The sequence below is a fragment of the Bradyrhizobium sp. SZCCHNGR1005 genome, from assembly GCF_032489995.1.
GTDB lineage: Bacteria > Pseudomonadota > Alphaproteobacteria > Rhizobiales > Xanthobacteraceae > Bradyrhizobium.
The window spans coordinates 1,109,120-1,134,930 of sequence record NZ_JAUEZC010000002.1; the positions used below are offsets into that span (position 1 = coordinate 1,109,120).

A 25,811-nucleotide genomic window follows, 5' to 3' on the forward strand; every position below is an offset into this window, starting at 1 on the left:
GGTGATGTCCGTGACCGACATGATGACCGATGCAAGCGCTGCGGCGGTGACCGCCATCGCGGACGTATCCTCGCGGATCGAGGAGGCGTTCGCCGAGGTTGGCGATCGGCTCGGCCGCAGCCACGCGGTCTTCAAGGAGCTCGAGGGCGGCCTGTCGGTGCTGTCCCGCGAACTGTCGGGCGGACGGATCGAAGGTGCGTCGCAGGCGCTGCAGGATATCGCGGATCGCTTGAACGCGGTGGCCGACGCGCTGCCGGCCGAAGCTGCGCTGCTCGCCAATATCGGTGAGGAGGCGAAGCAGGCCTCTGCCGTCCTCAAGCTGTTGTCCGGCCATATCCAGACCATCACGATCGTCGCGCGCAGCGCACGGATCGAGGCCGCATCGTTCGATGGCGAGCGCCAGAGCTTTCTCGATTTCACCCGCGAAGCGTTCGAACTCGGGCAGTCGGTGCAATGCTCGGTCGAGGCCTGCGCCCGCGACGGCATCCAGCTCGCCAAGGCCGTCGAGGCCGCGCTGGCGCGGCAGCGGGAATTCGAGAACCTCTATCGCAGCGAGCTGTTGTCGGTCGCCGCCGGGTTGGTAACCGCCCGTTCGGAGCTGGCCGCACAGCAGGTGAACGGGGCGAGGCTGACGGAGATGGCCGCGACGGCCGCAAGCCGTATCGCGTCGGCGATCGCGGAGGCCGTCATGGCGCTGCAATCGGGCGATGCCACGCGGCAGCGGCTCGAACATATCTGCCAGGGGCTGGGTCACACGGCCCAGCACGCGCCACCCATCGTGCCGGAGCCGCTCGGGCCGGCCGGGTCTGCGACCTGGCTGATCGGCCAGCTCCAGGCCGAACAGCTGAGGGATACCAAGCGCGCCTTCGATCTGGATCTCGCGCGCACGGTGAGCGCGTTGAGCGCGATCATGTGCGATGCCGAGGGCCTGGTCGCGCAGAGCCGCGCCATCTATGGCGGCGAAGCCGACGAACCGTCGTCCTTTCTGTCCACGGTGAAGCAGCGATTGTCGCAGGCATCGAGCCTGATCGCGGCCTGCGAGCAATCCGGCGGATCGGTCGATGAGGCGCTGTCCGTGGTCACCGAAACGGTGGCGCGCTTCCGCGAGGCGATTTCCGGCCTCAGCGATGCCGTGGACGACATCATCCTGATCGGCATGAATGCGAGCCTGCGCGCAGCCCGTGCCGGCGTGAAAGGCAACGCGTTCGTGGTGATCGCGAACGAGCTCAAGGCGTCCGCGGACCAGATGTCGGCGGGCGCCATGCGGCTGAAGCCCGTTCTTGACCGGATCGAAAGCTTTGTCGGCGAGCTGCGCGAGCGGCGCGACCAGGGCGATGCCGCCGAGCTCGCCCGGCTGGAGCCTGCGGTGCTGAGCGCGCTGCACGAGGTCGAGGCCGGCAACGCGCAACTGGCCGGGCTGATGACGCGGCTGGCGCGCGAGAGCGCCGCGTTCGACGAACTGCTGAGCCGGGCGCGCGATCGCATCACCGCGCTCGATCAGGCATCCGCCCGGCTTCCCGGCGTGGCCGCCACGATCGCCGCGCAGAACAGCGTGCCCGCGCAGGTCGCGCTGACGACAGCCGATCAGCCGCTGCTGGATGAACTGTTCGCACGCTATACGATGGAGCGCGAACGCGAAGTTCACCGCGACTTGCTGCAGAGGTTCGGCCTCGCTTCCGCCATGCCTGCGCCCGCAGCGCCGGTGGAGGAAGATGACGGCGTGCTGCTGTTCTGAAACCGCACATAAGTCGCGAGCCCCGGGTACTAGGCCCCACGCAACGATCGATATAGGCTTGATGCCCGGAGGCAGGCTCGGGCACTCTGCCGGAGCGATCTGACGAGGACGGCATCGATGGGACGGCTCAGCACGCATGTATTGGACACGGTGTGGGGAAAGCCCGCGCAAGGCGTCATGATCGAGCTTGCCATGCTCAGGCCGGACGGCGCCTGGCAGCGCCTCAACCAGGTCGTCACCAACGCCGATGGCCGCACGGACCAGCCGCTGCTCGCGGGCGATGCGTTCAGCGCAGGCACCTATATGCTGACCTTCCACATCGGGGCCTATTTCGAGGCCAGCGGTCTTGCCGTGACAGACCCGCCGTTTCTCGATTTGGTGCCGCTGCGGTTCACGGTCGCGGATGCGGACGCGCATTACCACGTGCCGCTGCTCGCCACGCCCTGGAGCTATTCGACCTATCGTGGAAGCTGAGACATGACCTCCGACCTCTATCCGCGCGACCTGATCGGCTACGGACGCACGCCGCCGCATCCCCATTGGCCGAACGATGCCCGCATCGCCGTGCAGTTCGTGATCAACTATGAGGAGGGCGGCGAGAATTGCATCCTGCATGGTGACGCGGCTTCGGAGGCGTTCCTGTCCGAGATCGTCGGCGCGCAGCCCTGGCCGGGGCAGCGCCACATGAACATGGAATCGATCTACGAGTTCGGCGCGCGCGCCGGCTTCTGGCGGCTGTGGCGGATGTTCACCGCGCGCAAGCTGCCGGTCACGGTATTCGCCATCGCGAGCGCAATGGCGCGCAATCAGGACGTTGTCGCCGCGATGAAGGAGGCGCAGTGGGAGATCGCGAGCCACGGCCTGAAATGGATCGACTACCGCGATTTCGCCGAAGAGGACGAGCGCGCGCACGTCGAGGAGGCCGTTCGCATCCACACCTCGCTGGTCGGTGAGCGGCCGCTCGGCTTCTATCAGGGCCGCACCTCGGTGCATTCGCTCGACGTCGCGATGAAGGAGCAGGGCTTTCTCTACGGCGCCGATTCCTATGCCGACGAGCTGCCCTATTGGGTCGAGGGGCCGCACGGCCCGCAGCTGATCGTGCCCTACACGCTCGACGCCAATGACATGCGCTTTGCAACGCCGCAGGGCTTCAATTCCGGCGATCAGTTCTTCGCCTATCTGAAGGACAGTTTCGACACGCTCTATGCGGAAGGCGCGGAAGCGCCGCGCATGCTGTCGGTCGGCCTGCATTGCCGGCTGGTGGGCCGCCCCGGGCGTGCGGCGGCGCTGGCGCGTTTTCTCGATTACGTAATGAGCCACGACAAGGTCTGGATGGCGACGCGGCTCGACATCGCGCGGCATTGGATCAGGACCCATCCGCCGGCTGGCGGCTATCGTCCGTCGCACATGCCGCGCGCGCTGTTCGTCGAACGCTTCGGCGACATTTTCGAGCACACGCCCGAGATCGCCGAGCGGGCGCACCGCGCCGGTCTTGCCGCGCTGGACGATACACCGGAAGGGCTGCACGTGACGCTGATGGGCGTGGTCCGTGCCATGACGCGGGCCGAGAAGCTGGCGCTGATCCGCGCGCATCCGGAGCTCGCGGGCCGCGAGGCGGTGGCCGGCGAGATGACGGCCGATTCCGCCGGCGAACAAGGCCGGCTCGGTTTCACGACGCTGTCGCGCAGCGAGTTCGATCGCGTCGCCGATATCAACCGCCGCTATCGCGAGAAATTCGGCATGCCGCTGATCGTAGCGCTGGCGTTGCATGAGGATCGGGCGTCGGTGATCGCCGAGATGGAGCGGCGCATCGATTACGACATCGAAGCCGAGATCGCGAACGCGATCGCCCAGATCGGCCACATCACCAAGGCGCGCCTCGCCAAGAAGTTCGAGGCCTCGTAAGGCGCGCGCCTTGGCTCTGCCCGCGTGCGGCAAGGATATCGCACGTGGGGACAAACTTGGGCCGACAATATCTCCCGCCGCCGTCCTTCGCGACGCTCGCCTCTGGCGAGCTCCTCAGGACGAGGTCCTTTTCGCGGCGAATTATCAGACCCTCATGGTGAGGAGGCGCAAAGCGCCGTCTCGAACCATGAGGCCCCCGGTGATCGCGCTAGCGCGTGAGGAGACCGTTGGCACCGTGGGAGCGCAGCACTCAGCTCTTGGTCGCATGCACGGCCGGCGTCTCGCCGCTATTCCATCGGCCCTCGATCGCACGCTCGATCTGGGCGCCGAGCTGCAGCAGCAGCCCGTCATTGGCCTGCTTTGCCATCGCCTGAATGCCGAGCGGCAGCCCGTGCTCGTTTTTCGCCAGCGGCAGCGAGATCGCGGGAATGCCGCAGAGATTGGCGAGCGGCGTGAAGGCGAAATTGCGCCAGAGATTGCCGAACCAGTCGAGCACGTCGGGATTGTCGCTGATGGTCAGATATTCCGTGGTGCCGACCTTCGGCGTCGGCAGCGCGGTGATCGGGGTCAGCATGATGTCCCAGTCCTCGAAGAATGCGCCGAAGCCACGCGACGTCGTGTTGAACACCGCCTGCATCGCTGCGCGTTCGGCGAAGCTGGTATCCTTGCCGGCTTCCCAGATGCGGATGTTGATCGGCTCGATCAGCTCGGCCGGCGGGCGCTGCAGCCCGCGCTGGCTGAGCATGTTGTTGATCACCATCGCGAAGTTCGAGATGTAGCAGGTGGTCTGCGCTGCGAAGGCGGCCGCATAGTCGATCTGCGGCTGCGCATAGGCGACCTCGTGCCCGAGCCCTTCGAGGAAGCGGCCGACACGTTCGAGCTCGGAGATGATCTGCGGGGTCGCGCGGTACTCGCCCCATTGGTGCGACAGCGCGATCTTCAAGCGGCCCGGATCGCGCTTGATCTGCTCGGCATAGGGCTCCGCCGCGCTCCAGTAGGGCATGAATTCGCCCGGCGCACCGCCTCGGCAGGCGTCGACAAAGGCCGCCGTGTCGCGCACCGTGCGCGACTGGCAGCCCTGGATCGAGACCAGGCCGGTGAGATCGGACAGATGCGGCGCGATGGAGAACACGCCGCGCGAGACCTTCAGTCCGATATTGCCGTTGACGCCGGCGGGGATGCGGATCGAGCCGCCACCGTCGGTCGCATGCGCGATCGGCACCGCGCCGGCGGCGACCATCGCGGCACTGCCGGCCGACGAGCCGCAGGTGGTGTAGTCGGTGTTCCAGGGATTGCGCGTGACGTAAACGGACGGATTTTCAGCGGAGCTGCAAACGCCAAATTCCGGTGTCGTGGTACGCCCGATCAGATTGAGCCCGGCCCGGCGCATCTTGGCGGTCAGGAAGGTATCGGCGCCGGCGCGGTTGCCGCGCATGAACAGCGAGCCCATCTCCTGCAGGCGGCCGGCCATGGTCGGCCCGAGATCCTTCATCAGGAACGGCAAGCCGGCGAACGGGCCGGCGAGATCGGCGCCGGCCTTGGCCGGATCGGTGAGCGCGTCGTCGAACAGTTCGACCACGCCGGACAGTGCAGGATCGACCTTGGCGATCGCAGCGGCCGCCTGCGCCGCCAATTCTGTTGCGGTCAGCTCGCCGTTCTTCACACGCTTCGCAAGCGCCACGCCGTCATGCCGGGCCCATTCGTCCCAGCTCATAGCTAAAGTCATCGCCAATTCCTCTCGAAGAGACGGCACAGTAGGTTCGCAAGACGGCAAGTCAATCAACCGTGACAGCATGCGCCGCATACGATCCGGTCATGCCGTCGGGCGGTCCCATTATGAGGAACCAGGGCACGCGCACATTTCCTGGTCCAGCGTATCGCAGGCTGACGCAGCGCATTCGATGCGCTCCTTCTCCCGTTCTTACGGGGAGAGGGCGGGGACGAACGAAGCTTTGTGGTCGTCTTCCCCACGTCGTCATGGCCGGGCTTGTCCCGGCCATCCACGTCGTTCGGCATCCTGGGAAGCACGCGGGTGCCCGGGCCTTTGCCGCGCCGAAGCGGCTTCGGCCGCGCAGGCGGGACAAGCCCGGTCATGACCGCGTAACTAATAAGCAGGCTTTGCGCAGCTTGATCACGGAACTAAGGTCATGCCCCGGCTTACGAGCAGCCCGCTATCTTAGGCGTCAGCGATGTCAGCGCGTCCGCCAAGCGCCTCGATTGATAGCAGAGCGATGAAGACAGATCGCTCTCGCTGCGCCGATGCTACGCCACTGTGTTGCGGTCTATGCGCTCGGGAGCGGCTGCAATCGCTTCGATCTCGATCACGAATTCCGGTCGCACCAGACCGGCGACCACGATCAGTGTTGTCGCCGGCGGCGTCCCCGAAAACTGCCGGTCGCGTGATTGCCTGTAGCCCGGCATGTGCTCACGCCCTGTCACATAGACGCTGAGGCGGACAATGTCCGCCATCGTCATCCCGTCTTCGGCCAGGATTGCCGCAATGTTTGCGAAACAGATGTCGGCCTGCGCTTCGCAATCCTCCGGAATGCTCTCGTCAAGGCCGATGCCGAGTTGCCCCGCCGTGATCACCAAGCGATGCCCTGCCGGCACGGCAAATCCATGGCTGTATCGTGCCAAGGGTGGGTGGGCGAATGGACGAGGGAGACAGTACGGCCTCAATTGACGGTCGTGCCTCAGTTGAAATCGCATGATTGAGTCGCAAGAAAGCAACACCCGATGAATTATTTTGGAAAAGCGCCGTTCTGCCCCTTGAAACACAAATTGTGGAACCGAATATTAGGTCTGTCGTATTATGTCTTGCGTTATGTATGGAGAGGCTTACCAATTCGAAGTCTGTCTCTTGACCTCCAAAGGAGGCAGCCGTGCCTCTAAAGTTCAAGTCGAAGCTGGATAAGGTCGTAGAGCTATTGCTTTATTTGGCCCATAAGGCGCCCGGCATAGACAAGTACCAAGCTTCCAAGTTTTTCTATCTCGCTGATCGTGAACACTTGGCCAAGTATGGCCGGCCGATTAGTTTCGAGCCCTATTTTGCACTTTGGTATGGTCCAGTGCCATCGCATGCGCTTGATTTGCTTGAGAAAGATCAGCGCGTAATGAAAGCGGCTGGCATTGAGGAATTGCCGTTTGAGACAACTATCGGCAAAGCCGAAAACGGCACCGAGACAACGTTCATTGGCAAGCCGAAAAGAGACCCGAACCTAAACTTGTTTTCGGGTAGCGATATCCGTGTGCTCGATGAAACTATTAAGAAGTATAAGAGCTATTCCTTCAAGCAACTGATGGATCTCACACACGAACACAAAGCATACAAGGCCGCTTGGGAAGAAAGAAAACCTGAGGGAGCCAAGCGTGCCGAGATGTATTATGAAGAAATGATCGAGGATGAGGGGCGCAGGAAGGCGTTTGTAGAGGATCTATCGCCGGTTTCTGCTCGGATGTAATGAACCTTGGTGAAATCTATAAATGGAATACTACCAAGGTTGTGGGTTATACTACCCGCGACAAGTATCATGTTTTCATTTGCGCGTCCGACAGTAGCAACGACAACGGTTTTTTGTTCATAAATTCGGTTGAGTGGTTTGGAGACTACCAGATCACCAAAGCTGATTACGGCTTCCTCGCATACGATTCATTCATCGGCTGCAACTCGTTGATCCCCTATAGCGACGCGGAAGTGGCCGCGATGGGTCCGGGGCAACCGGTGGGCTGCCTCTCGAAGGATCACATCAAGGGACTACGAGATGCCTTGATCGGAGCCGATAGCATGATCAGGTATGACCTTAATCGCGCTTGTAAGGCCCTTGCAGACGGGATGTAGCTCCAATGCCAAAGGGTCCGAAGGGCGAGAAGCGCCACGCCGACACCGTACAGAACGCCATGTTGACCGGTAGGATTGCGACGGGTGAGGTCGAGGATAAGCCGAGCATGGCACCGAATCGGGCTAGAGGCGGCATCGCTGCGGTGCGGCGAGAGCTGCGAGATTGCCGCCAAAGAACGTTCTCGGATTGCCAAGAAGGCAGCAAAATCAGGATGGGAACAGAAATCTCAGATTGATGTAGATTTTGATAGAGTTTCGTCGTCTGTGGGCACGTTGGCTGCGCGGGCATGGCTTTGGCGGACTTGTCCGGCGCGTTCAAGTCTTCGCCTCCATTTACACTTCCATCGCTCTTGCGTCGTCGCGTCCGATCTCTCGTCTTTGGATTATCGAGTCCCTCGACAGGGTGGTTTGCCCGGCGGGCAGTCGCGCGTCCCTGCACCGATGCGGAGCTTGATTTTCGAGGCGCAAATCGCGTGCGCCGAAAGGCTTAATTTGTTTGCGCCCTCAATCCGATCACCCCTGTCCAGTCCCTTTGCTAAAAATATATCGCTTTCGCTTTTTCAGAATTAGATGTTTCCTCATCGCATCCCGCCTCGATGAGAGGGACGCTTCGCGATCGTCACGAGCGTTGGGTGTGGGATGCGGTGGCCGTGTCGGTTGCAGCGCGCATTTCGCGAGCGGACGAACAACCTCGATACGGACGGCGAAATCGTGTGGTCCTGGCGCCTCGGTGCTGGCGCTCAGCGCAACGTTTGCGCGTTGTCGCGACGCGATGATGCTCCGCATCACGCGGACGGGGGCAAGAATGCCGATCCCCGGGGAGATCACGTATAAGCCGTAAGTCCATCGTGCAGGGAGGGCCGGGATGTTTCGGCTGAACCTGTGGTGACTGCCGCCTGCTTTCTTTGATGCAGGCGGGCCATGGGGGCGGCCAGCTCCCGGCCTTCCCTGCGCCCTCTATCAAGAGAGCGCGGACGATCGCCAAGACCCGGACGCAGATGCGCCGCGGGGCGGCGAAGCTGCGCCCCGATGGAACCTGGATGACGCGCGGCACCCGTCGCAGCGATGCCGGACTGTGACAACAACCGGTTTCCCGACGCAGGCAAAACCATTATGGTGCCGGACCGTGTTGCCGCCGGACAGATTACGATGCTTAATTATATCAATGGTTTACGGCGGCCGATGCGGGTCTGGAGAACGGTTTGACGCGCTATTTGTCCACGCGGGGCGAGGCCCCCGTGCTTTCCTTCTGTGATGTGATGCTGACCGGGCTTGCCCGGGACGGTGGCCTGTACGTACCGGAAACCTGGCCGCAGCTTTCGCCCGACACCATCGCCGCCTTCTTCGGCCGGCCCTATTGGGAGGTCGCCGTCGAGGTCATCAAGCCGTTCGTCGCCGGCGAGATCTCGGATGCCGAGCTGGGGCGGATGGCCAACGAAGCCTATGCCTCCTTCCGCCATCCGGCCGTGGTGCCGCTCGATCAGGTCGCACCGCACCAGTTCGTGCTGGAGCTGTTCCATGGGCCGACGCTCGCCTTCAAGGACGTGGCGATGCAGCTGATCTCGCGGCTGATGGACCACGTGCTGGCCAAGCGTGGCGAACGCACGACCATCGTGGTCGCCACCTCCGGCGATACTGGCGGTGCGGCGGTCGAAGCTTTTGCCGGCCGCGACAATGCCGATTTGATCGTGCTGTTCCCGCACGGCCGCATCTCCGAGGTGCAGCGTCGGATGATGACGACGGCGGGCGCGGCCAACGTGCATGCGCTCGCGATCGAGGGCAATTTCGATGATTGCCAGGCGATCGTGAAGGGCCTGTTCAATCACCACAGCTTCCGCGACCAGGTGGCGCTGTCCGGCGTCAATTCGATCAACTGGGCGCGCGTGGTGGCGCAGGTGGTCTATTACTTCACCTCGGCGGTCGCGATCGGCGCGCCGGGTCGCGCGGTCGACTTCACCGTGCCGACGGGCAATTTCGGCGACATCTTTGCCGGCTACGTCGCCAAGCGCATGGGCCTGCCGATCCGCACGCTCCGCATCGCCGCCAATGTCAACGACATCCTGGCGCGCACCTTGAAGACCGGCATCTACGAGGTGCGCGAGGTGCATGCGACCACCTCGCCCTCGATGGACATCCAGGTCTCCTCGAATTTCGAGCGGCTCCTGTTCGAGGCCTCCGGCCGCGATGCGGCCGCGGTGCGGCGGCTGATGGAGAGCCTGAAGCAGTCCGGCCGCTTCGTGCTGCCGGATGCGATGCTGGCGGCGATCCGTGCCGATTTCGACGCCGGCCGCGCCGACGAGACCGAGACCGCGGCTGCGATCCGCGCCGCTTTCCGCGAGGCCGGCGATCTGGTCGATCCGCACACCGCCGTGGCGCTCGCGGTCGCCGACCGCGACGGCACCGATACTTCGGTGCCGAACATCGTGTTGTCGACCGCGCACCCGGCGAAATTCCCTGATGCCGTGGAGACGGCCTGCGGCGTGCGCCCGCATCTGCCGGTCTGGCTCGAAGGACTAATGACCAGGCACGAGGATGTCAGGGTGATGCGCAACGATCAGGCCGAGGTCGAAAAATTCATCCTTTCGGTCAGCCGTGCGGCGAAACAGGGAGTTCATTGATGGGCGTCGAAGTCACCAAGCTCCCGACCGGCCTCACTGTCGTCACCGACACGATGCCGCATCTGGAGACCGCCGCGCTCGGCGTCTGGGCCGGCGTCGGCGGCCGAGACGAGAAGCCGGACGAGCACGGCATCTCGCATCTGCTCGAGCACATGGCGTTCAAGGGCACCACGACGCGGAGCGCGCGTGAGATCGTCGAGGCGATCGAGGCGGTCGGCGGCGATCTCAACGCGGGTACGTCGACCGAGACCACGGCCTATTATGCGCGGGTGATGAAGGCCGACGTGCCGCTCGCGCTCGACGTGCTCTCCGACATCCTCGCCAATCCGTCTTTCGTGCCCGAGGAGCTGGAGCGGGAAAAGAACGTGATCGTGCAGGAGATCGGCGCGGCGCAGGATACGCCCGACGACGTCGTGTTCGAGCATCTGAACGAGCTGTGCTATCCCGACCAGCCGATGGGCCGCTCGCTGCTCGGCACTGCGAAGACCCTGAAGACGTTCGATCGCGACAAGCTACGCAACTATCTGGCAACGCATTATCACGGGCCCGACATGGTGGTGGCGGCAGCCGGCGCGGTCGATCACAAGCAGGTGGTCGAGGAGGTGGCGCAGCGCTTTGCGGGCTTCAACGGCGCGCCGGCGCCGCAGCCGCAGCCGGCGAACTTCGGCCAGGGTGGCTCGCGCGTGGTGCATCGCGATCTCGAGCAGGCGCATCTGACACTGGCGCTCGAAGGCGTGCCGCAGAACGACCCGTCGCTGTTCTCCTTGCAGGTGTTCACCAACATCCTCGGCGGCGGCATGTCGTCACGCCTGTTCCAGGAAGTGCGCGAGAATCGCGGCCTCTGCTATTCCGTCTATACTTTCCACGCGCCCTATACCGACACCGGCTTCTTCGGTCTCTACACCGGCACGGATCCACACGATGCGCCGGAGATGATGGAGGTCGTGATCGACATCATCGGCGATGCGGTGGAAACCCTGACCGACGCCGAGGTTGCGCGGGCGAAGGCGCAGATGAAGGCCGGGCTGCTGATGGCGCTGGAAAGCTGCAGCTCCCGTGCCGAGCAGCTGGCGCGTCATATTTTGGCCTATGGCCGGCCGCAGACCCTGCAGGAAATGGTGCAGAAGATCGATGCGGTCAGCGTCGAGAGCACGCGGGATGCGGCGCGGGCGCTGCTGGCGCGCAGCCGGCCGGCGGTGGTCGCGCTCGGCAGCGGCAGGGGTCTGGACACGGCGGTCAGTTTCGCGGAAGGTCTGAGCGGGTCGAAGTCGAAGGCTCAGCTACATTGATGCAGCTCATTGCTGTCGTCCTGGCGTCGTCGCGTGATGATGCGGATTGCTGAGCCGATTCGGCGAAGACAGAGCAGGGGGAACATCAGAGGTGGCCCTGTTTCGTTTGCCATCCAACGGGCCTACCGCGCTCGCCCCGCGCGGCGGCGGGCTGCTACTGCGCGCGCCGCAGATGGCCGACTATGCGCAATGGGCGCATTTGCGCGACATCAGCCGCGACTATCTGACGCCATGGGAGCCGATCTGGCCGTCCGACGATCTCACCCGCTCCGGCTTCCGGCGGCGCCTGCGGCGCTATGCCGAGGACATCGCCGCCGACCGCTCCTACCCGTTCATGGCATTCCGGGAGGGGGATGGCGCCATGATCGGCGGCATCACCCTCGCCAATGTGCGACGGGGTATCGTGCAGGCTGGCACCATCGGTTACTGGATGGGCCAGCCCTATGCGGGCCGGGGCTACATGACGGCGGCGCTGCGGCTGCTGTTGCCGACGCTGTTCGGCGAGCTCAATCTGCACCGGGTCGAAGCCGCCTGCATCCCCACCAATACGCCCTCGATCCGGGTGCTGGAGAAATGCGGCTTCACCCGCGAGGGACTGGCGCGGCGCTATCTCTGCATCAACGGGGTCTGGCAGGACCATTTCCTCTACGGCCTGCTGAACGAGGATTTTCGCGGGTAGGGCGGCGCCTGTATTCGGTTGCGGGCGAGAGACGGCCGCTGAATTTTGCTAAGAAGCAGGTGCCTTGGCTTCGCCGCGATCGCGCTGTTAAAGCGAGACGCGGTGGCCGGGCATTGATGAAGCCAGGGACATCAGATGAATGACTTCCGTGTGATCAGGTTGGCAACGCTAGCCGCGGCGTTGGCGTTGGGAACGGCCGCTTTGGCCCCGCCGGCCGCCGCGCAATCGCTGACCGACCGGTTCAAGAGCCTGTTTGGCGGCGGTTCCGACGACAAGCCTGCCGAGCAGCAGAACGCGCCCGTCTCCGCAGGCCCGCAGGCCGATCCGACGGAGGGGCTGAGCTGCCCGCCCGTCACAGTCCGGTCCGGCGCTTCGACCTATGCGGTGGCTGCACCCGGCAAGCAGGCTGTTGGCAACGACGTGCGCTTCCAGGCCACCATCACCAAGATGGCTCGCGAGTGTGCGCTCAACGGCAACGAGATCACGGCCAAGATCGGCATCCAGGGCCGCGTCATTGCCGGCGCGGCCGGCGCGCCGCCCACCGTGGAAATCCCGATGCGCATCGCAGTGGTCGAGGGCGGCGTCGGCGAGAAGGTGATTGCGACCAAGGCCTATCGCACCACGGTGCAGATGACCGAAGACGGCAGCGTGCCGTTCAGCCTGGTGGCGGAGGACATGGTCTATCCGGTGCCGCCGCCGGGCAGCAATCCCGACAACTACGTCTTCTATATCGGCTTCGATCCCCAGGCCCTTGCGCCCGAGCCGAAGTCCCGCGGCAAGAAGAAGCGGTAGGCAAGGCCAGCGGCCAACGGGAATCCCGCCGTGACCGGGCCACCTGCCGACCCGACAACCCGACAAAAAAGCCGGCGCGATCATCTCGCGCCGGCTTTCGAAGTGATGATACTGACGGCGGGTGAGGCCCGGTCAGTTCAGCTTTTGACGGACTTCGGTGATGCCCTTGGCGATCAAGCTGTCGGCGAGGTCGCCCTTGACCGATTGCGAGAGCACGGTGGTTGCGGCCTGGACCGCGGCGTCCGCTGCGGCTGCGCGGACGTCCGCCAGCGCCTGGGCCTCGGCGAGGGCGATCTTGCTCTCGGCGGCCTTGGTGCGGCGGGCGACGAAGTCTTCCATCTTGGCCTTGGCGTCCGCGGCGATGCGCACGGCTTCCGCCTTGGCGCTGGTCACGATCTCTTCGGCCTCGCGTTCGGCGCTGGCGCGGCGGGTCTTGTACTCGCTGAGCACCTTCGCCGCCTCTTCCTTGAGGCGCTTGGCCTCGTTCAGCTCGGACTTGATCCGCTCGGCACGATGGTCGAGCGCGGTCAGCATCATGCGGTGGACGCCGAGATAGGCGAACAGCCCCATCAGGATGACGAAGGCGATCGCGACCCAGGTTTCGGGATCGGCAAGCAGGTGCATCAGGCCGCTCCCTTCAACGAGGCATCCACGGCTGCCTGGACGGACTTGCCGTCGGCGGCTTTGCCGGTCAGTTGTTGCACGATCGCGCCCGCCGCATCTGCGGCGATGCCGCGGACGTTGCTCATCGCGGACGTGCGGGTCGCCGCAATGGATTTTTCGGCGGCTTCGAGCTTGGCCGCAAGACTGTCTTCCAGGCTCTTGCGTTCGGCTTCGGAACTGGCCGCAAGCTTCTCGCGAGTCTCGGTTCCGATCGCCTGGGCGCGGGCCCGGGCTGCCGCGAGTTCGCTTTCATACGCTTTCAGCGCGACTTCCGACTCGTTCTTCAGCCGCTGTGCTTCGGCGAAATCGCTATCGATCGCCTTTTGGCGGGCGTCGATGACGCCGCCCACCTTCGGCAGCGCCAGACGTGACACGATCACGTACAGCGCGACGAAGGCGATCAGCAGCGAAACGAGCTGTGAGGGGAAGGTTTCCTTCTGGAACGGAGGGAAACCTCGCCCGCCCTCGGCCTCGGTATGTGCCGTCGTGCCGTGGGCAGCCTCTTGGGGCCCGCCATGACTTTCAGCCACGGGCTTCTCCTGTCCGGCTCAGGCCGTCTTAGACGGCGTACAGCAGGAGCAGCGCGATCAGCAGCGAGAAGATGCCGAGCGCTTCGGTCACCGCGAAGCCGAAGATCAGGTTGCCGAACTGGCCCTGGGCCGCGGACGGATTGCGCAGCGCCGCCGAGAGGTAGTTGCCGAAGATGATGCCGATGCCGGCGCCCGCGCCACCCATGCCGATGCAGGCAATGCCTGCGCCAATGTACTTCGCTGCAACCGGATCCATGAAACGAACTCCTTTGAGGGGTTTGGTGAGACGGGCCGGATCAGTGGCCCGGATGGATAGCATCGTTGAGATAGATGCAGGTGAGGATGGTGAAGACATAAGCCTGCAGGAACGCGACCATCAGTTCGAGCGCGGTCAGCGCCACCGTGAGCCCGAGCGGCAGCAGCGCGCCGACCTTGCCGACGGTGCCGAGCGTGCCGAGCATGATCACGAAGCTTGCGAACACCTTCAGCGTCACGTGGCCGGCCAGCATGTTGGCGAACAGACGGACGCTGTGCGAGATCGGGCGGGAAAAGAAGGAGATGATTTCGATCAGCACCACCAGCGGCAGGATCACCACCGGAATGCCGGACGGCACGAACAGCTTAAAGAACTTCAGGCCGTTCTTGTAGAAGCCGTAGAGGATGACCGTCAGGAACACCAGGATCGCCAGCGCGAAGGTGACGATGATGTGGCTGGAGACGGTGAAGGTGTAGGGAATGATGCCGACGATGTTCGAGACGAAGATGAACATGAACAGCGAGAACACCAGCGGGAAGAACTTCATGCCTTCGCTGCCGGCACTGGTTCTGATGGTGTTCGCGACGAATTCGTAGGACAGCTCGACCACGGACTGGAAGCGCCCCGGCACCAGCTGACGGCCTGCGCCCATCATCATGATCGCGATGATCGCGACCGCGAGCAGCATGTAGCCGGTCGAATTGGTGAAGGCGATCTCGTGATTGCCGATATGGCCGATCGTGAAGATCTTGTTGAGGTCGAATTGTTCGATCGGATCGATCATCCGCGTGGCGTCTCATTGTTCACCGGCCACGCCGGCGCCTTGGGCAATTCGTTCGACGGCATCCGCATGCCCTCATCGGCGGGTTCGGTCCGGAGCCACGCCTGCAGATCTCACCACGTTCAACACGCCGGCGGCGAAGCCGAGCAGGAAAAACACGATAAATCCGAAGGGCGATGTCGACAGCAACCGGTCGAAGCCCCAGCCGAGCACCGCACCGACAATGACGCCGGCGATCAACTCGGAAGACAATCGGAGACCTCGTGCCATCGCCGAAGCCCTGGCCGCGGAGTCCCCGCTTCCATCTCCCGGTTGGTCAGTCCCGACCTTGCGGTTGTCGCGAAATTCGGACAACCGCCGATCCAGACTTCCGAGCCTTGCGGAAAGCGCAACCTCATCAGGCGACTTGTCGCGATCCCCCTGTCCGCCGTTCTCGTTCGTGCCTTCCGCCATGATGTGGAGACCCGATCAAGCTGCCGCGGGTGTTCAGGAATTGCGCCCCATCGCCCTTTAAAGCCGCGCGGACCATACTGACCGCATCCCCCCAAGTCAAGATTGCGTGTGGAAGTGTTAGCTCCCTGATTTTGCTTAATTTCTCAGTCTGTCGCCAGATCGGTCGGCGGGTGTCACCGCGCCGCATCAACAGCCTTTCCGCACCGCGTGCGCGAGTTCGCCGCGCATCGGCCGGCCCGAGGCGCGTGTTGATTTCTCTCCGCCCTGACCCTACCTCGATGGAGCAGGAAAGTCGGGCGCGACGCCGTGACGCGGCAGTTTCTTGGGACAACGCGGCCCCGACAAAATTTCCGCGCTTGGGCACGTTATCCGGGCCGCTCCATTTGGCGGAGTTCAGCATGAGCCTTATGACGTCGTCTCTGCGTAACCTCACAGCGTCCTCGGTCGCCGCCGTCTGTTTGTTCGGACCCTTGTGCTTGTTCGGATCCTTGGCCGAGGCCGAGGAGGTGGCGTCCGATAGCGAGAACGGCCGCTATACGATGTCGACCACGGCCGACGGCGTGATCCGGCTCGATACGCGGACCGGCGGGATCGCGACCTGCAACAACAGCGCGGGCACCGGCTGGGCCTGCTACGCGGTGCCTGACGAGCGCGCGGCGATGGACGCCGAGATCGGTCGTCTTCAGGCCGAGAACGAGAAGCTGAAGGCGCAACTCGCCGCGCGTGATCAGACCGTCACCGGCAAGATCGACGAGCCGTTGCCGAAGGATCAGGCGCTGCCGAAGTCCGATCAGTTGAAGAGGGCCGAGCCGAAACCGGGAGCGAGTACACCCGATCCCAGATCCGCCGACGGATCGCGCAAGCTCGAGATTCCGCTCCCCAGCGACCAGGACATGGATCGGGCGATGACATTCCTGGAACAGGCTTGGCGGCGGCTGATCGACATGGCGATGCGGGTGCAGAAGGACGTGTCGGGCAGGATCTGAGGGCGCCTCGTCCGAACCCATCGAGGAGCTGTCGATGTCCATCAGATCATTGTCCCGCGGCGCGTCCTCGACTGCCACCGTGAACACGGTCGCGACCTCGTTGCTGACAGCTCAGACCCCGGGTCGAGGCTTCGTCGATCTCACGTCCAAGGTCGCCGCATTCCTTCGTGACGCCGGCGCCAAAGAAGGCGCGGTGACTGTGTTCGTCCGTCACACCTCGGCGTCCCTGACGATCCAGGAGAATGCCGACCCGTCGGTGCTGCAGGATCTCACCACGGCATTGTCGCGGCTAGCGCCGGAAAATGCCGGCTGGATCCATGACACCGAAGGCCCGGATGACATGCCGGCTCACATCAAGACGATGCTGAGCGGAACTTCGCTGCAGATTCCGGTCGTGAGCGGCGAGATGCTGCTCGGCACCTGGCAGGCCATCTATCTGATCGAGCATCGCAGCCGGCCGCACACTCGAGAGGTCGTGCTGCAGTTCATCGGCGCATCCTGATCCGCCACCCGCAAACAGAACGGCCGCGGATCCGATCCGCGGCCGTCTGTGTCAGTACAGGGCGGGCGGCACTCCTGCCGCGCGCGAAGGTCAGGTCGACTGGATGTCGACGTCCTTGGTTTCCGGCAGGAAGATGAAGCCGACCACCGCCGTGATCAGTGCGAACACGATCGGATACCAGAGGCCGGCATAGATATCGCCGGTCGAGGCGACGATCGCGAACGCGGTCGCGGGCAGGAGGCCGCCGAACCAGCCGTTGCCGATGTGATAGGGCAACGACATCGAGGTGTAGCGGATCCTGGTCGGGAACAGTTCGACCAGCATCGCCGCGATCGGGCCGTAGACCATCGTCACGAAGATCACGAGGATCAAGAGCAGCCCGATGATCGCGGCCACCTGCGGACGGAAGATGTCGAACGGATGCGCCATCTTCACGATCGCCGGATTGCCCGCCTTCGGATAGCCGGCCTCCGCAATCGCGGCGGTCAGCGCCGGGTTGCCGCTCTTGGCGTCGGCGTAGGGTACTTCCTTGCCGTTGAACGTCACCTTCACGCCGGAGCCCGCCGGGCCGGGAACGGTCGCGTATTTGACCGACGACTGGGCGAGGAAGGCGCGGGCGGTGTCGCAGGGCGCGGTGAAGACGCGGGTGCCGACCGGGTTGAACAGGTCACCGCAGCCGGCCGGATCCGCCACCACTTCCACCTTGGTCGCTTCGATCGCCTTCTCCAGCGCCGGGTTGGCGTTGGTGGTGATCAACTTGAAGATCGGGAAGAAGGTGAGTGCCGCGATCAGGCAACCGCCCATGATGATCGGCTTGCGGCCGATCTTGTCGGAGAGGATGCCGAACACCAGGAAGAAGCCGGTGCCGAGCAGGAGCGACCAGGCGATCAGGAGGTTGGCGGTATAGCCATCGACCTTCAGGATCGATTGCAGGAAGAACAGTGCGTAGAACTGGCCAGTGTACCAGACGACGCCCTGGCCCATGGTGCCGCCGATCAGAGCGAGCAGCACGATCTTGGCATTGCTCCAGTTGGCGAAGGCTTCCGTCAGCGGCGCCTTCGAGCTCTTGCCCTCATCCTTCATCTTCTGGAACACCGGCGACTCGTTGAGGCGCAGACGGATCCAGACGGAGACGCCGAGCAACAGCACCGAAACCAGGAACGGGACGCGCCAGGCCCATTGCGTGAACGCCTCTTCACCGGTCAGCGTGCGCGTGAAGAGAATCACCAGCAGCGACAGGAACAGACCGAGCGTCGCGGTGGTCTGGATGAACGACGTGTAATAGCCGCGCTTGTCGTGCGGCGCGTGCTCGGCGACATAGGTCGCGGCTCCACCATATTCACCGCCGAGGGCGAGCCCCTGCGCCAGACGCAGTGCGATCAGGATCACGGGCGCAGCAAAACCGATCGTCGCGGCATTCGGTAGCAGGCCGACGATGAAGGTCGACAGGCCCATGATGAGGATGGTGACGAGGAAGGTGTATTTGCGGCCGACGATGTCGCCGATGCGGCCGAACACGATGGCGCCGAACGGGCGGACCAGGAAGCCGGCGGCGAAAGCGAGCAGCGCGAAGATGTCGCGTGTAGCCGGTGGGTAGGCGCTGAAGAACTGGGCGCCGATGATCGTGGCCAGTGACCCGTAGAGATAAAAGTCATACCACTCGAAGACAGTGCCGAGGGACGACGCTAAAATGACAAAGCGCTCGTCGCTCGTCATCCCTCCCGATCTCGCTTGTGTGGCTACCATTGTCGACATTGGCATTCTCTCCCCAGAGTGTTGCTTACTTTCGCTTCGCCCGGACCGATTGCGATCGCGTGCGAAGGGCATTGGCGCCCTAAGTAACATTGCAGTGAAACCAGCCCCAATACGACTTTCGGCCCTGACCGGCTTGAGGTGGGGAGAAATGGCGCGCGGTGCTCAATTCGCGGCGGGCGTGCCCCGCGACGGATGCTGCGTTGCACAAGCAGGAGATTAACTGCTTTCACTGCAAGTGGAATTGCCTACTTGCATGCGACCACCGGTCGGGTGTGTATTCCAAGTGACAGCTTGCGACAGGTCCTGACCGGCTCATCGCCAGCCCCCGAGAGCTTTGTAAGATTATTTCCAAGTATGGTGGCTGCCAGCACCCATCTCGTCATCGCCGATGATCACCCGCTGTTTCGCAACGCGTTGCGACAGGCGGTCGCGAGCGTCGTGAGCGAGGCCGTCGTCGACGAGGCCGGCTCGTTCGAGGATCTGACCGCTCTTCTCGAGCGGGATTCCGAGATCGACCTCATCCTGCTCGATCTGATGATGCCGGGCGTCTCCGGTTTCTCGGGCCTCATCTATCTGCGCGCGCAATATCCGGCGATTCCGGTGGTGATCGTGTCGGCCACCGACGACGGCGGCACGATCCGCCGCTCGCTGGACTTCGGCGCCTCCGGCTTCATCCCCAAGCGGTTCGGGGTCGACCCGTTGCGCGATGCGATCGTCAAAGTGCTGGCGGGCGATGTCTGGGTGCCGCCCGACACCGACTTGTCGGCGGCCGCCGACCCCGAGATGAGCAAACTGCGCGACCGCCTGGTGACGCTGACGCCGCAGCAGGTCCGGGTCCTCATGATGCTGTCGCAGGGGCTGCTCAACAAGCAGATCGCCTACGAGCTCGGCGTCTCCGAAGCCACGATCAAGGCGCACGTGTCGGCCATCCTGCAGAAGCTCGGTGTCGAAAGCCGCACCCAGGCCGTGATCGCCGCGGCCAAGATCGCCGGCTCCGCCTGGCGGCAGGAGACGCCGACGGGGAAGTGATCCTTGCTCGCAAGACGCGGATACGGTGAGGATCTGAACGGACCTGACGGCCTTCCTGCCGCAGGATGGCGTGCGCGTCCCTTGGTCGTTCGTGACTCGCCTTCATGGCCTCGCGGGCGTGTCCGGCGTCCGACGCACTATCCGGCCTGCTCGCTGAACGACGCAATCGTCTGCCGTTGACGGTTGACCACCAGGCGCGTCACGTCCGGTCGCGAATAGTGGCCTGCCTGATCAAAATTCTGCCGTTCGCGCCGCACCATCCGCTGATCCAGTGTCGCGACGATCAAGTCCTCAATGTCTGTCACAGGGGCAACGATCCACTCGCCGTCCGGCCCGGCGACGCACGACCCGCCGTTCGCCAGCACATCCGGGCATCTTTCGAGCATTGCTCTTGCCGGGCTGCCCTGCGGCACGTCGGTCTTCCGCATCAGGCCAGAGACGGACAACACGTAGCTCCTGCCTTCACGGGCGAGAAAGCGCGTGGTGCCTTCGGTATTCCGCAAGTTGCCCGGCCAAAGTGCCACGTGCAGATCTTCGCCCTGCGCATAGAGTGCTGCGCGCGAGAGCGGCATCCAATTTTCCCAGCAATTGAGCCCACCGACATGGAATGGGCCGACAGGATGCACCTGTAGGCCGTTGCCGTCGCCAGGCGCCCAACTCAGGCGTTCCTCATACGTCGGCATCAGCTTGCGATGCACTGACGCGATCGTCCCGTCGCTGCCGATGTGGACGCGTGAGCAATAGACGCTGTGGCCGCCGCGATCAGCCGGGCGCTCGATGATCCCAAGCATCACTGCAAGGCCAAGTTCCTTGGCAACGTTGGTCACGGGCTCCAGGTGGCCGGCCTCAATCTGGACGGCCTGATCGAGGTAATGTGCGTGAATTTCTTTCTGAAGGCCCGATTCGAATCGGGCGCCATCGGTGTGCTCGATCCAGAACGGATAACCGGGCGCAAGCGCCTCGCCAAACGCCAGGAAGCCGCAACCCCGCTTGGCTGCCGTCACACAACAATCGACCACTTTCTGGAGTGTAGCCGTGCGTTCCAGCCAGACTGGCGCAATCTGGGCCAAGCCGACGGTCAACTGGTCGCGGTCAACGGTGGACGTCGTAGAATTCATCTTCTGCCTTCTCGCTATGCGGGACTGCTAGTTGGCGCTATAGCATCAGTCAAATTAATCGTATCGATAGGGCACGATCTTGTTTCCTAATATCACTCTGGTCCAGACCCGCTGCTTCTGCGGTGTCGCGGAGAAAGGCAATTTCACCGTCGCAGCCGAGCATCTGTGCCTGTCGCAGTCCGCGGTCAGCCAGGCGGTGGCCGCACTGGAGAGGACGTTGGGTGCTCAGCTTCTTGTGCGGGGTCGGGATGGCGTCACGCTGACGAGCGCCGGGGTTGCTGCGCTGGCCGAGGCCCGCGCAGTCCTTGCGGCGGTCGAACGCCTTGCGGGCAGCGTCCGCCGCGCGGCCACATTGAGTGGCAGCTTGCGCATCGGCGTGGTCCAGAGTGCTGCGATACGCCTGTTGCCGGGCTGGCTCCGTCAGCTCCGTGCCGCCCATCCCGATGTTTCGGTGACGCTCTATGAAGGGACCGACCCGGAAGTCACCGCATGGGTCCAAACGGGGATCGTTGACATTGGCTTCACCAGCCGCACGCACGCGGCGCTGGCCGCATCGCCTGTCTTCCAGGACGACTACGTCGTGCTGGTTCCTCAAGGGCATGCCCTCGCCGCAAGAACCTCGGTCGCCCTGCGAGATCTGGACGGGCAACGCATGTTGTTGTCTGGAGGCGGGTGCGAAACGCTCGTCCAGGAGCTCTTGGCGACCGCCTCGAGCAATCCCGACATCGTCTGCCTTGTGCGCGACAATGCAACACTGGCCAGCATGGTGAGCGAGGGGCTGGGGCTCACCATCATGCCCGAACTGGCGTTGCCGGCGGATCGGCAGGGTTTCGTTACGCTCAAACTGCGTCCGAACATGCGCCGTACACTTCATGCCGTGACGAGGAGTCCCGAGGAGCTCGGGCCTGTACCCTTGGCATTTCTGAAGCTGGTCAAGCGCAGCATGAGATCGGAAGCGAGCAGCCAATTAACACGGCGAAAGGTGAAGCTGTCACGACCGAGATGAGTCGATTTGAGTGAGGGTCGAGGGCTGGCACTTGGCGAAGTCCGTGACAATCGACTTGCCGGAAAGCGGGCTCGCTCGTCTTCCGTCCCGGTCAATGTTGCTTGCCGACCGATGCCGACGGGATCAGAAAATCTGTCATGAGGAAAAGCGCGTGTGCCGCAACTCCGAAACGCGAAGCTCGCCACCGCACCGCGTCCACTACTCCGCCGCGACCATCTGCTGGATGCGCCACTGGCCGAGCAGCGCGCGCAGCGACGCCGGCTTCACCGGCTTGTTGAGCACGGCGATGTTCTCCTCGCGCGCGGCGGCGCGGACATGCGGGCTGCGATCCGCCGTGATCAGGATCGCCGGGAGGGTTTCGCCGAAGCGACGGCGGATATCGCGGATTGCCGCGATGCCGTTGCCGCGATCGAGATGATAATCGACCAACAATCCGGTCACGGCGGCGCCCCGGGCTTCGATCGCCTCGACCGCGGACTCCGGGTCGGGCACCGCGATCACCTCGGCATCCCATGCCGTCAGCAAGGTCTTCATGCCGTCGCGAATGGCGGGGTCGTTTTCGATGCAGACGATCAGAGCGCCTGAGATCGTCGTCTTGGCAAGGGGAGTCGCGCTGGTCACCGCTGCGGTGTGGTTGATCGCCTTGGCGATCGGGACCGTGATCGAGAAGGCCGAGCCGCCGCCCGGCTGCGAGTCGAGCGCAATGCCGTGATTGAGCACGCGCGCGATGCGCTCGACAATCGACAGTCCAAGCCCGAGGCCGCGCGCGATCCGGGCGCCCTGTTCGAGGCGGTGAAACTCCTTGAAGATCTCGCCGCGCTTCTGCAGCGGAATGCCAACGCCCGTGTCGTAGACGCCGATCTGCAGCGACCGGCCGCGGCGGCGGCAGCCGACCAGCACGCGGCCGTGCGGGGTGTATTTGATCGCGTTCGAAATGAAATTCTGCAACAGGCGCCGCAACAACAGGCGGTCGGATTCGACCGGCAGCGAGCACGGCACGAAGATCAGCTCCAGCCCCTTGGCGCGTGCGGCCGGCGCGAACTCGATCTCGAGCGAGCGCATCAGGTCCGCCATCTTGAAACTCGAGATCGCGGGCGTCATGGCGCCGGCATCGAGGCGGGAGATGTCCAGGAGCGCGCCGAGGATCTCTTCGATCGCCTCCAGCGATTCATCGATGTTCTCGACCAGACGCGAGTCCTCGCCGAGCCTCTGCCGCTCGACCAGGCTGGTGACATAGAGCCGCGCGGCGTTCAGCGGCTGCAGAATGTCGTGGCTGGCGGCGGCGAGAAAGCGCGTCTTGGAGATGTTGGCATCTTCGGCGGCGCTCTTGGCCAGCGCCAGTTCCGAGTTGAGCCGGGTCAGCTCTTCGGTTCTGTCGCGCACCCGCTTCTCCAAGGTGGCGTTGGCGCGCTCCAGCGCTTCGGCCGCTTCGAAGGACGGCGTGACGTCGGTGAAGGTGATGACGAGGCCGCCGTCGGGCATCCGATTGCTGCGCACCTCGATCACCATGTGGCGATCGGCCAGGCGCTCCAGATGGGGCTCGCCCTCGGCCGTGTAGGCGGCCAGCCGGCGCGCCAGCAGCGCTTCTCCGTCCTCGTAAGTTGGGGCACCGATCGAGCCTATGAATTCGAGGATTTCCTTCAATGGGCTGCCGATCTGCACCAGATGCGGCGGCAAGCCGAGCAGCTCCACGAATTGCCGATTGGAGCAGATCAGCTGCAGATCGACGTCGAACACGGCGATGCCCTGCCGCACATGGTTGAGCGCGGTCTGCAGGATCTCGCGGTTGAAATGCAGCGCGGCATGGGAATCGTCGAGCAGCTTCAGCGCGGTCTTGGCGGAGACGGTCCGCTTGCGCAGCAGCAGCGACATCACCAGGCGCGAGGACGCCGCGCCGATCGAGGAGGCGATCAGGCGCTCCGCATGGCGCAGCAATTCGAAGTCGGCAGGGGCCGCCGGATCGAGCGTCGTGTGGTGGTTCGCCGCGAAGGCTGCGAAGGAGTCGCGGGCGCGGTCGGGCCCGAGATATTGCGCCACCGTGCTCTGGATGTCCTGCACGGTGACGGTGGACCGCCAGCGCCGGAAGCTCGGCGCGATCGGCGTAAGTTCGGCCGGAACGAACAGATCGGCCTGCACCAGCTCGATCGATGACGGCTGGCGCGCCAGCGACAGCAGCACATAGGTCAGGAAATTGAGCGACAGGCTCCAGAGCACTCCATGCAGGAGCGGCGGCAACTCGGTGCCGAGCAGGGCTTGCGGCCGCAGCGCATCGATGCCGAACGGGCCATGCTGCAGGAACAGGATTCCGGCCGTCGATGTGTCGAGGAAGCTCGGAATGAACAGGGTGTAGAGCCAGACCGCGAAGCCGATGATCATGCCGCCCATCGCGCCGCGCGCCGTGGCGCGACGCCAGAAGAGCCCGCCGAAGAACGCCGGCGCAAGCTGCGCGATCGCGGCAAAGGACAACAGGCCGATCGCGGCAAGCTGGGTGTTGCCGAGCGCGCGATAATACAGATAGGCCATCACCATGATCGCGAAGATCGCGATCCGCCTTGTGCCGAGCAGGAAGCCGGCGAAACCGCGCGTTTCACGGGTGTCCTGCTGGCGCTGCAGCACCAAGGGCACCACGATGTCGTTGCAGACCATGATCGAGAGCGCGACGCATTCGACGATCACCATGGCGGTCGCGGCCGACAGGCCGCCGACGAAGACGATGATCGAGAGCGTGGTCGCGTTCGCCTCGATCGGCAGCGCCAGCACGAACATGTCGCTGTCGACGGCGCCGAACGGGAAGGTGATGAGCCCGGCAAGCGCGATCGGGACCACGAACAGGTTGATGGCAATGAGATAGAGCGGAAACAGCCAGCGCGCCCGCGTCACCTCGGCGTCGTCGGCATTCTCGACCACGCTGACATGGAACTGGCGCGGCAGCAGCATCGCGGCGCAGAACGACAGCAGCGTCATGGTCAGGAAATTGCCGATGCCGGGAATGTATTCGATGGTGCGCTCGGCCTCCGGCGATCGCATCGCACGCTCGATCAGTTCGTGCGGCGAGAACATGATGAAGGTGACGAAGACGCCGGCGGCGAGGAAGGCGACCAGCTTCACGATCGATTCCGTGGCGACGGCGAGCATCAGGCCGTGCTGATGCTCGGTGGCGTCGGTCTGGCGGGTGCCGAACAGCACGGCGAAGGTCGCCATCGCCAGCGTCACCAGCAGCGCCATGTCGCCGACCAGCGGCATGCGCGAGAACGCCTGATCCTCGCTGAGGATGGTTTCGAGCGAGGAGGCGACCGCCTTTAATTGAAGCGCGATGTACGGCACCGAGCCGATGATCGCGATCAGCGCCACCGTCGCCGCCACCGCCTGGCTCTTGCCGTAGCGGGCGCCGATCAGGTCGGCGACCGAGGTGATGTTCTGCGACTTTGCCAGATGGATGACGCGGCGGAGCAGCGGCGTGCCGAAGCCGATCAGCAGGATCGGCCCGACATAGATCGCGAGGAAGTCGACATTGGTGCGGGTGGCGAAGCCGACCGAGCCGAAGAAGGTCCAGGAGGTGCAGTAGATCGCCAGCGACAGCGGGTAGATCAGCCGCGAGAAACGGCCACGCCCGTCCGAAGGCCGCCGGTTGCCAGCCCGATTGCCGCGGCTCGCGACCAGGAACAGGAAGCCGATATAGCCGAAGGCGGCTGCGATCACGGCCCAGTCATGCAACATCGCTCGCGTGTCTCCCGACGTCTCCTCGGCTTCGGGCTTGTCCCGTTGGCCGGGAAATCTAGCGCTTTGCGCGAGGCGAGGCGACCGCGATTTTGGGGATTAGACGACGACCTTGGCGGCAAGACGCGAATTGACGAAAGCATCCGTTAATTTACAAGT

23 protein-coding genes are annotated in these 25,811 nt (G+C 64.0%); 13 read left to right on the forward strand and 10 right to left on the reverse strand.

Features of this window, described 5'->3' with window-relative positions:
• Window positions 1-4 precede the first annotated feature (4 nt).
• From QXZ85_RS11240 to puuE, 3 genes are all read left to right on the forward strand, one after another.
• Window positions 5-1,735, forward strand: a complete 1,731-nt coding sequence (locus QXZ85_RS11240; protein WP_315767568.1) for a chemotaxis protein — start codon at window positions 5-7, stop codon at window positions 1,733-1,735.
• A 117-nt stretch (window positions 1,736-1,852) separates the two neighbouring features.
• Window positions 1,853-2,209 carry a hydroxyisourate hydrolase gene (gene uraH / locus QXZ85_RS11245; protein WP_315701786.1) on the forward strand — a complete coding sequence of 119 codons (357 nt, stop codon included), beginning with the start codon at window positions 1,853-1,855 and terminating at the stop codon, window positions 2,207-2,209.
• A 3-nt stretch (window positions 2,210-2,212) separates the two neighbouring features.
• Entirely contained in the window at window positions 2,213-3,640 is a 1,428-nt protein-coding gene (gene puuE, locus QXZ85_RS11250; RefSeq protein ID WP_316174096.1) for an allantoinase PuuE, read from the forward strand.
• 250 nt (window positions 3,641-3,890) lie between these two features.
• On the opposite strand, the gene QXZ85_RS11255 is transcribed toward puuE, so the two are convergent.
• Both QXZ85_RS11255 and QXZ85_RS11260 read right to left on the reverse strand, forming a co-directional pair.
• Window positions 3,891-5,366: an amidase gene (locus QXZ85_RS11255; protein WP_315765520.1), complete on the reverse strand. Its 1,476-nt coding sequence runs from the start codon at window positions 5,364-5,366 to the stop codon at window positions 3,891-3,893.
• A 536-nt stretch (window positions 5,367-5,902) separates the two neighbouring features.
• Window positions 5,903-6,349 carry a RidA family protein gene (locus QXZ85_RS11260; RefSeq protein ID WP_410051376.1) on the reverse strand — a complete coding sequence of 149 codons (447 nt, stop codon included), beginning with the start codon at window positions 6,347-6,349 and terminating at the stop codon, window positions 5,903-5,905.
• 173 nt (window positions 6,350-6,522) lie between these two features.
• Here QXZ85_RS11260 and QXZ85_RS11265 point away from each other — a divergent pair, with 173 nt between their 5' ends.
• The 6 genes from QXZ85_RS11265 (at window position 6,523) to QXZ85_RS11290 (ending at window position 12,856) form a co-directional block, all read left to right on the forward strand.
• Window positions 6,523-7,101, forward strand: coding sequence for a Panacea domain-containing protein (locus QXZ85_RS11265; protein ID WP_316174098.1), 579 nt, complete (start codon window positions 6,523-6,525; stop codon window positions 7,099-7,101).
• Window positions 7,101-7,478 (forward strand): hypothetical protein, encoded by a 378-nt coding sequence (locus QXZ85_RS11270; RefSeq protein WP_316174100.1) that lies wholly within the window; start codon window positions 7,101-7,103, stop codon window positions 7,476-7,478. The genes QXZ85_RS11265 and QXZ85_RS11270 overlap by 1 nt, the downstream gene beginning before the upstream one ends.
• Before the next feature lie 1,202 nt (window positions 7,479-8,680).
• A complete protein-coding gene (thrC, locus tag QXZ85_RS11275; protein WP_315742373.1) occupies window positions 8,681-10,096 on the forward strand; it encodes a threonine synthase in 1,416 nt (471 codons plus the stop codon).
• A complete protein-coding gene (locus QXZ85_RS11280) occupies window positions 10,096-11,385 on the forward strand; it encodes a pitrilysin family protein (RefSeq protein ID WP_315701781.1) in 1,290 nt (429 codons plus the stop codon). The genes thrC and QXZ85_RS11280 overlap by 1 nt, the downstream gene beginning before the upstream one ends.
• Before the next feature lie 91 nt (window positions 11,386-11,476).
• Entirely contained in the window at window positions 11,477-12,064 is a 588-nt protein-coding gene (locus QXZ85_RS11285; RefSeq protein ID WP_315701780.1) for a GNAT family protein, read from the forward strand.
• 135 nt (window positions 12,065-12,199) lie between these two features.
• A complete protein-coding gene (locus QXZ85_RS11290; protein WP_315701779.1) occupies window positions 12,200-12,856 on the forward strand; it encodes a hypothetical protein in 657 nt (218 codons plus the stop codon).
• A gap of 132 nt (window positions 12,857-12,988) precedes the next feature.
• Here the strand turns inward: QXZ85_RS11290 and QXZ85_RS11295 are convergent, their stop codons facing one another.
• The 5 genes from QXZ85_RS11295 to QXZ85_RS11315 form a co-directional block, all read right to left on the reverse strand.
• On the reverse strand, window positions 12,989-13,480 hold the full coding sequence (locus QXZ85_RS11295) for an ATP F0F1 synthase subunit B (protein ID WP_315730171.1): 492 nt from the start codon (window positions 13,478-13,480) through the stop codon (window positions 12,989-12,991).
• Window positions 13,480-14,049, reverse strand: coding sequence for a F0F1 ATP synthase subunit B' (locus QXZ85_RS11300; RefSeq protein WP_315730170.1), 570 nt, complete (start codon window positions 14,047-14,049; stop codon window positions 13,480-13,482). The genes QXZ85_RS11295 and QXZ85_RS11300 overlap by 1 nt, the downstream gene beginning before the upstream one ends.
• A 28-nt stretch (window positions 14,050-14,077) precedes the next feature.
• The gene (locus QXZ85_RS11305; RefSeq protein ID WP_006615622.1) at window positions 14,078-14,305 is read right to left on the reverse strand and encodes a F0F1 ATP synthase subunit C; all 228 of its coding nucleotides are present in this window, start codon (window positions 14,303-14,305) and stop codon (window positions 14,078-14,080) included.
• Window positions 14,306-14,345: 40 nt separating this feature from the next.
• Complete coding sequence (locus tag QXZ85_RS11310; RefSeq protein WP_315701776.1) at window positions 14,346-15,089, reverse strand: F0F1 ATP synthase subunit A; 744 nt, start codon at window positions 15,087-15,089, stop codon at window positions 14,346-14,348.
• Between the two features lie 72 nt (window positions 15,090-15,161).
• A complete protein-coding gene (locus tag QXZ85_RS11315) occupies window positions 15,162-15,539 on the reverse strand; it encodes an AtpZ/AtpI family protein (RefSeq protein WP_315701775.1) in 378 nt (125 codons plus the stop codon).
• Between the two features lie 398 nt (window positions 15,540-15,937).
• Here QXZ85_RS11315 and QXZ85_RS11320 point away from each other — a divergent pair, with 398 nt between their 5' ends.
• On the forward strand, window positions 15,938-16,525 hold the full coding sequence (locus QXZ85_RS11320) for a hypothetical protein (protein WP_315701774.1): 588 nt from the start codon (window positions 15,938-15,940) through the stop codon (window positions 16,523-16,525).
• 34 nt (window positions 16,526-16,559) lie between these two features.
• On the forward strand, window positions 16,560-17,027 hold the full coding sequence (locus QXZ85_RS11325) for a secondary thiamine-phosphate synthase enzyme YjbQ (RefSeq protein WP_315701773.1): 468 nt from the start codon (window positions 16,560-16,562) through the stop codon (window positions 17,025-17,027).
• A gap of 90 nt (window positions 17,028-17,117) precedes the next feature.
• Here the strand turns inward: QXZ85_RS11325 and QXZ85_RS11330 are convergent, their stop codons facing one another.
• A complete protein-coding gene (locus QXZ85_RS11330) occupies window positions 17,118-18,743 on the reverse strand; it encodes an MFS transporter (protein WP_315701772.1) in 1,626 nt (541 codons plus the stop codon).
• A 393-nt stretch (window positions 18,744-19,136) separates the two neighbouring features.
• On the opposite strand from QXZ85_RS11330, the gene QXZ85_RS11335 reads away from it, so the two are divergent.
• On the forward strand, window positions 19,137-19,811 hold the full coding sequence (locus tag QXZ85_RS11335) for a response regulator transcription factor (RefSeq protein WP_315730168.1): 675 nt from the start codon (window positions 19,137-19,139) through the stop codon (window positions 19,809-19,811).
• Window positions 19,812-19,948: 137 nt separating this feature from the next.
• Here the strand turns inward: QXZ85_RS11335 and QXZ85_RS11340 are convergent, their stop codons facing one another.
• Complete coding sequence (locus QXZ85_RS11340; protein WP_315767563.1) at window positions 19,949-20,929, reverse strand: carbon-nitrogen hydrolase family protein; 981 nt, start codon at window positions 20,927-20,929, stop codon at window positions 19,949-19,951.
• A 79-nt stretch (window positions 20,930-21,008) separates the two neighbouring features.
• Here QXZ85_RS11340 and QXZ85_RS11345 point away from each other — a divergent pair, with 79 nt between their 5' ends.
• Window positions 21,009-21,935, forward strand: coding sequence for a LysR family transcriptional regulator (locus QXZ85_RS11345; RefSeq protein WP_315701769.1), 927 nt, complete (start codon window positions 21,009-21,011; stop codon window positions 21,933-21,935).
• Between the two features lie 198 nt (window positions 21,936-22,133).
• On the opposite strand, the gene QXZ85_RS11350 is transcribed toward QXZ85_RS11345, so the two are convergent.
• On the reverse strand, window positions 22,134-25,652 hold the full coding sequence (locus QXZ85_RS11350) for a PAS domain-containing hybrid sensor histidine kinase/response regulator (RefSeq protein WP_315742376.1): 3,519 nt from the start codon (window positions 25,650-25,652) through the stop codon (window positions 22,134-22,136).
• Window positions 25,653-25,811: the final 159 nt, after the last annotated feature.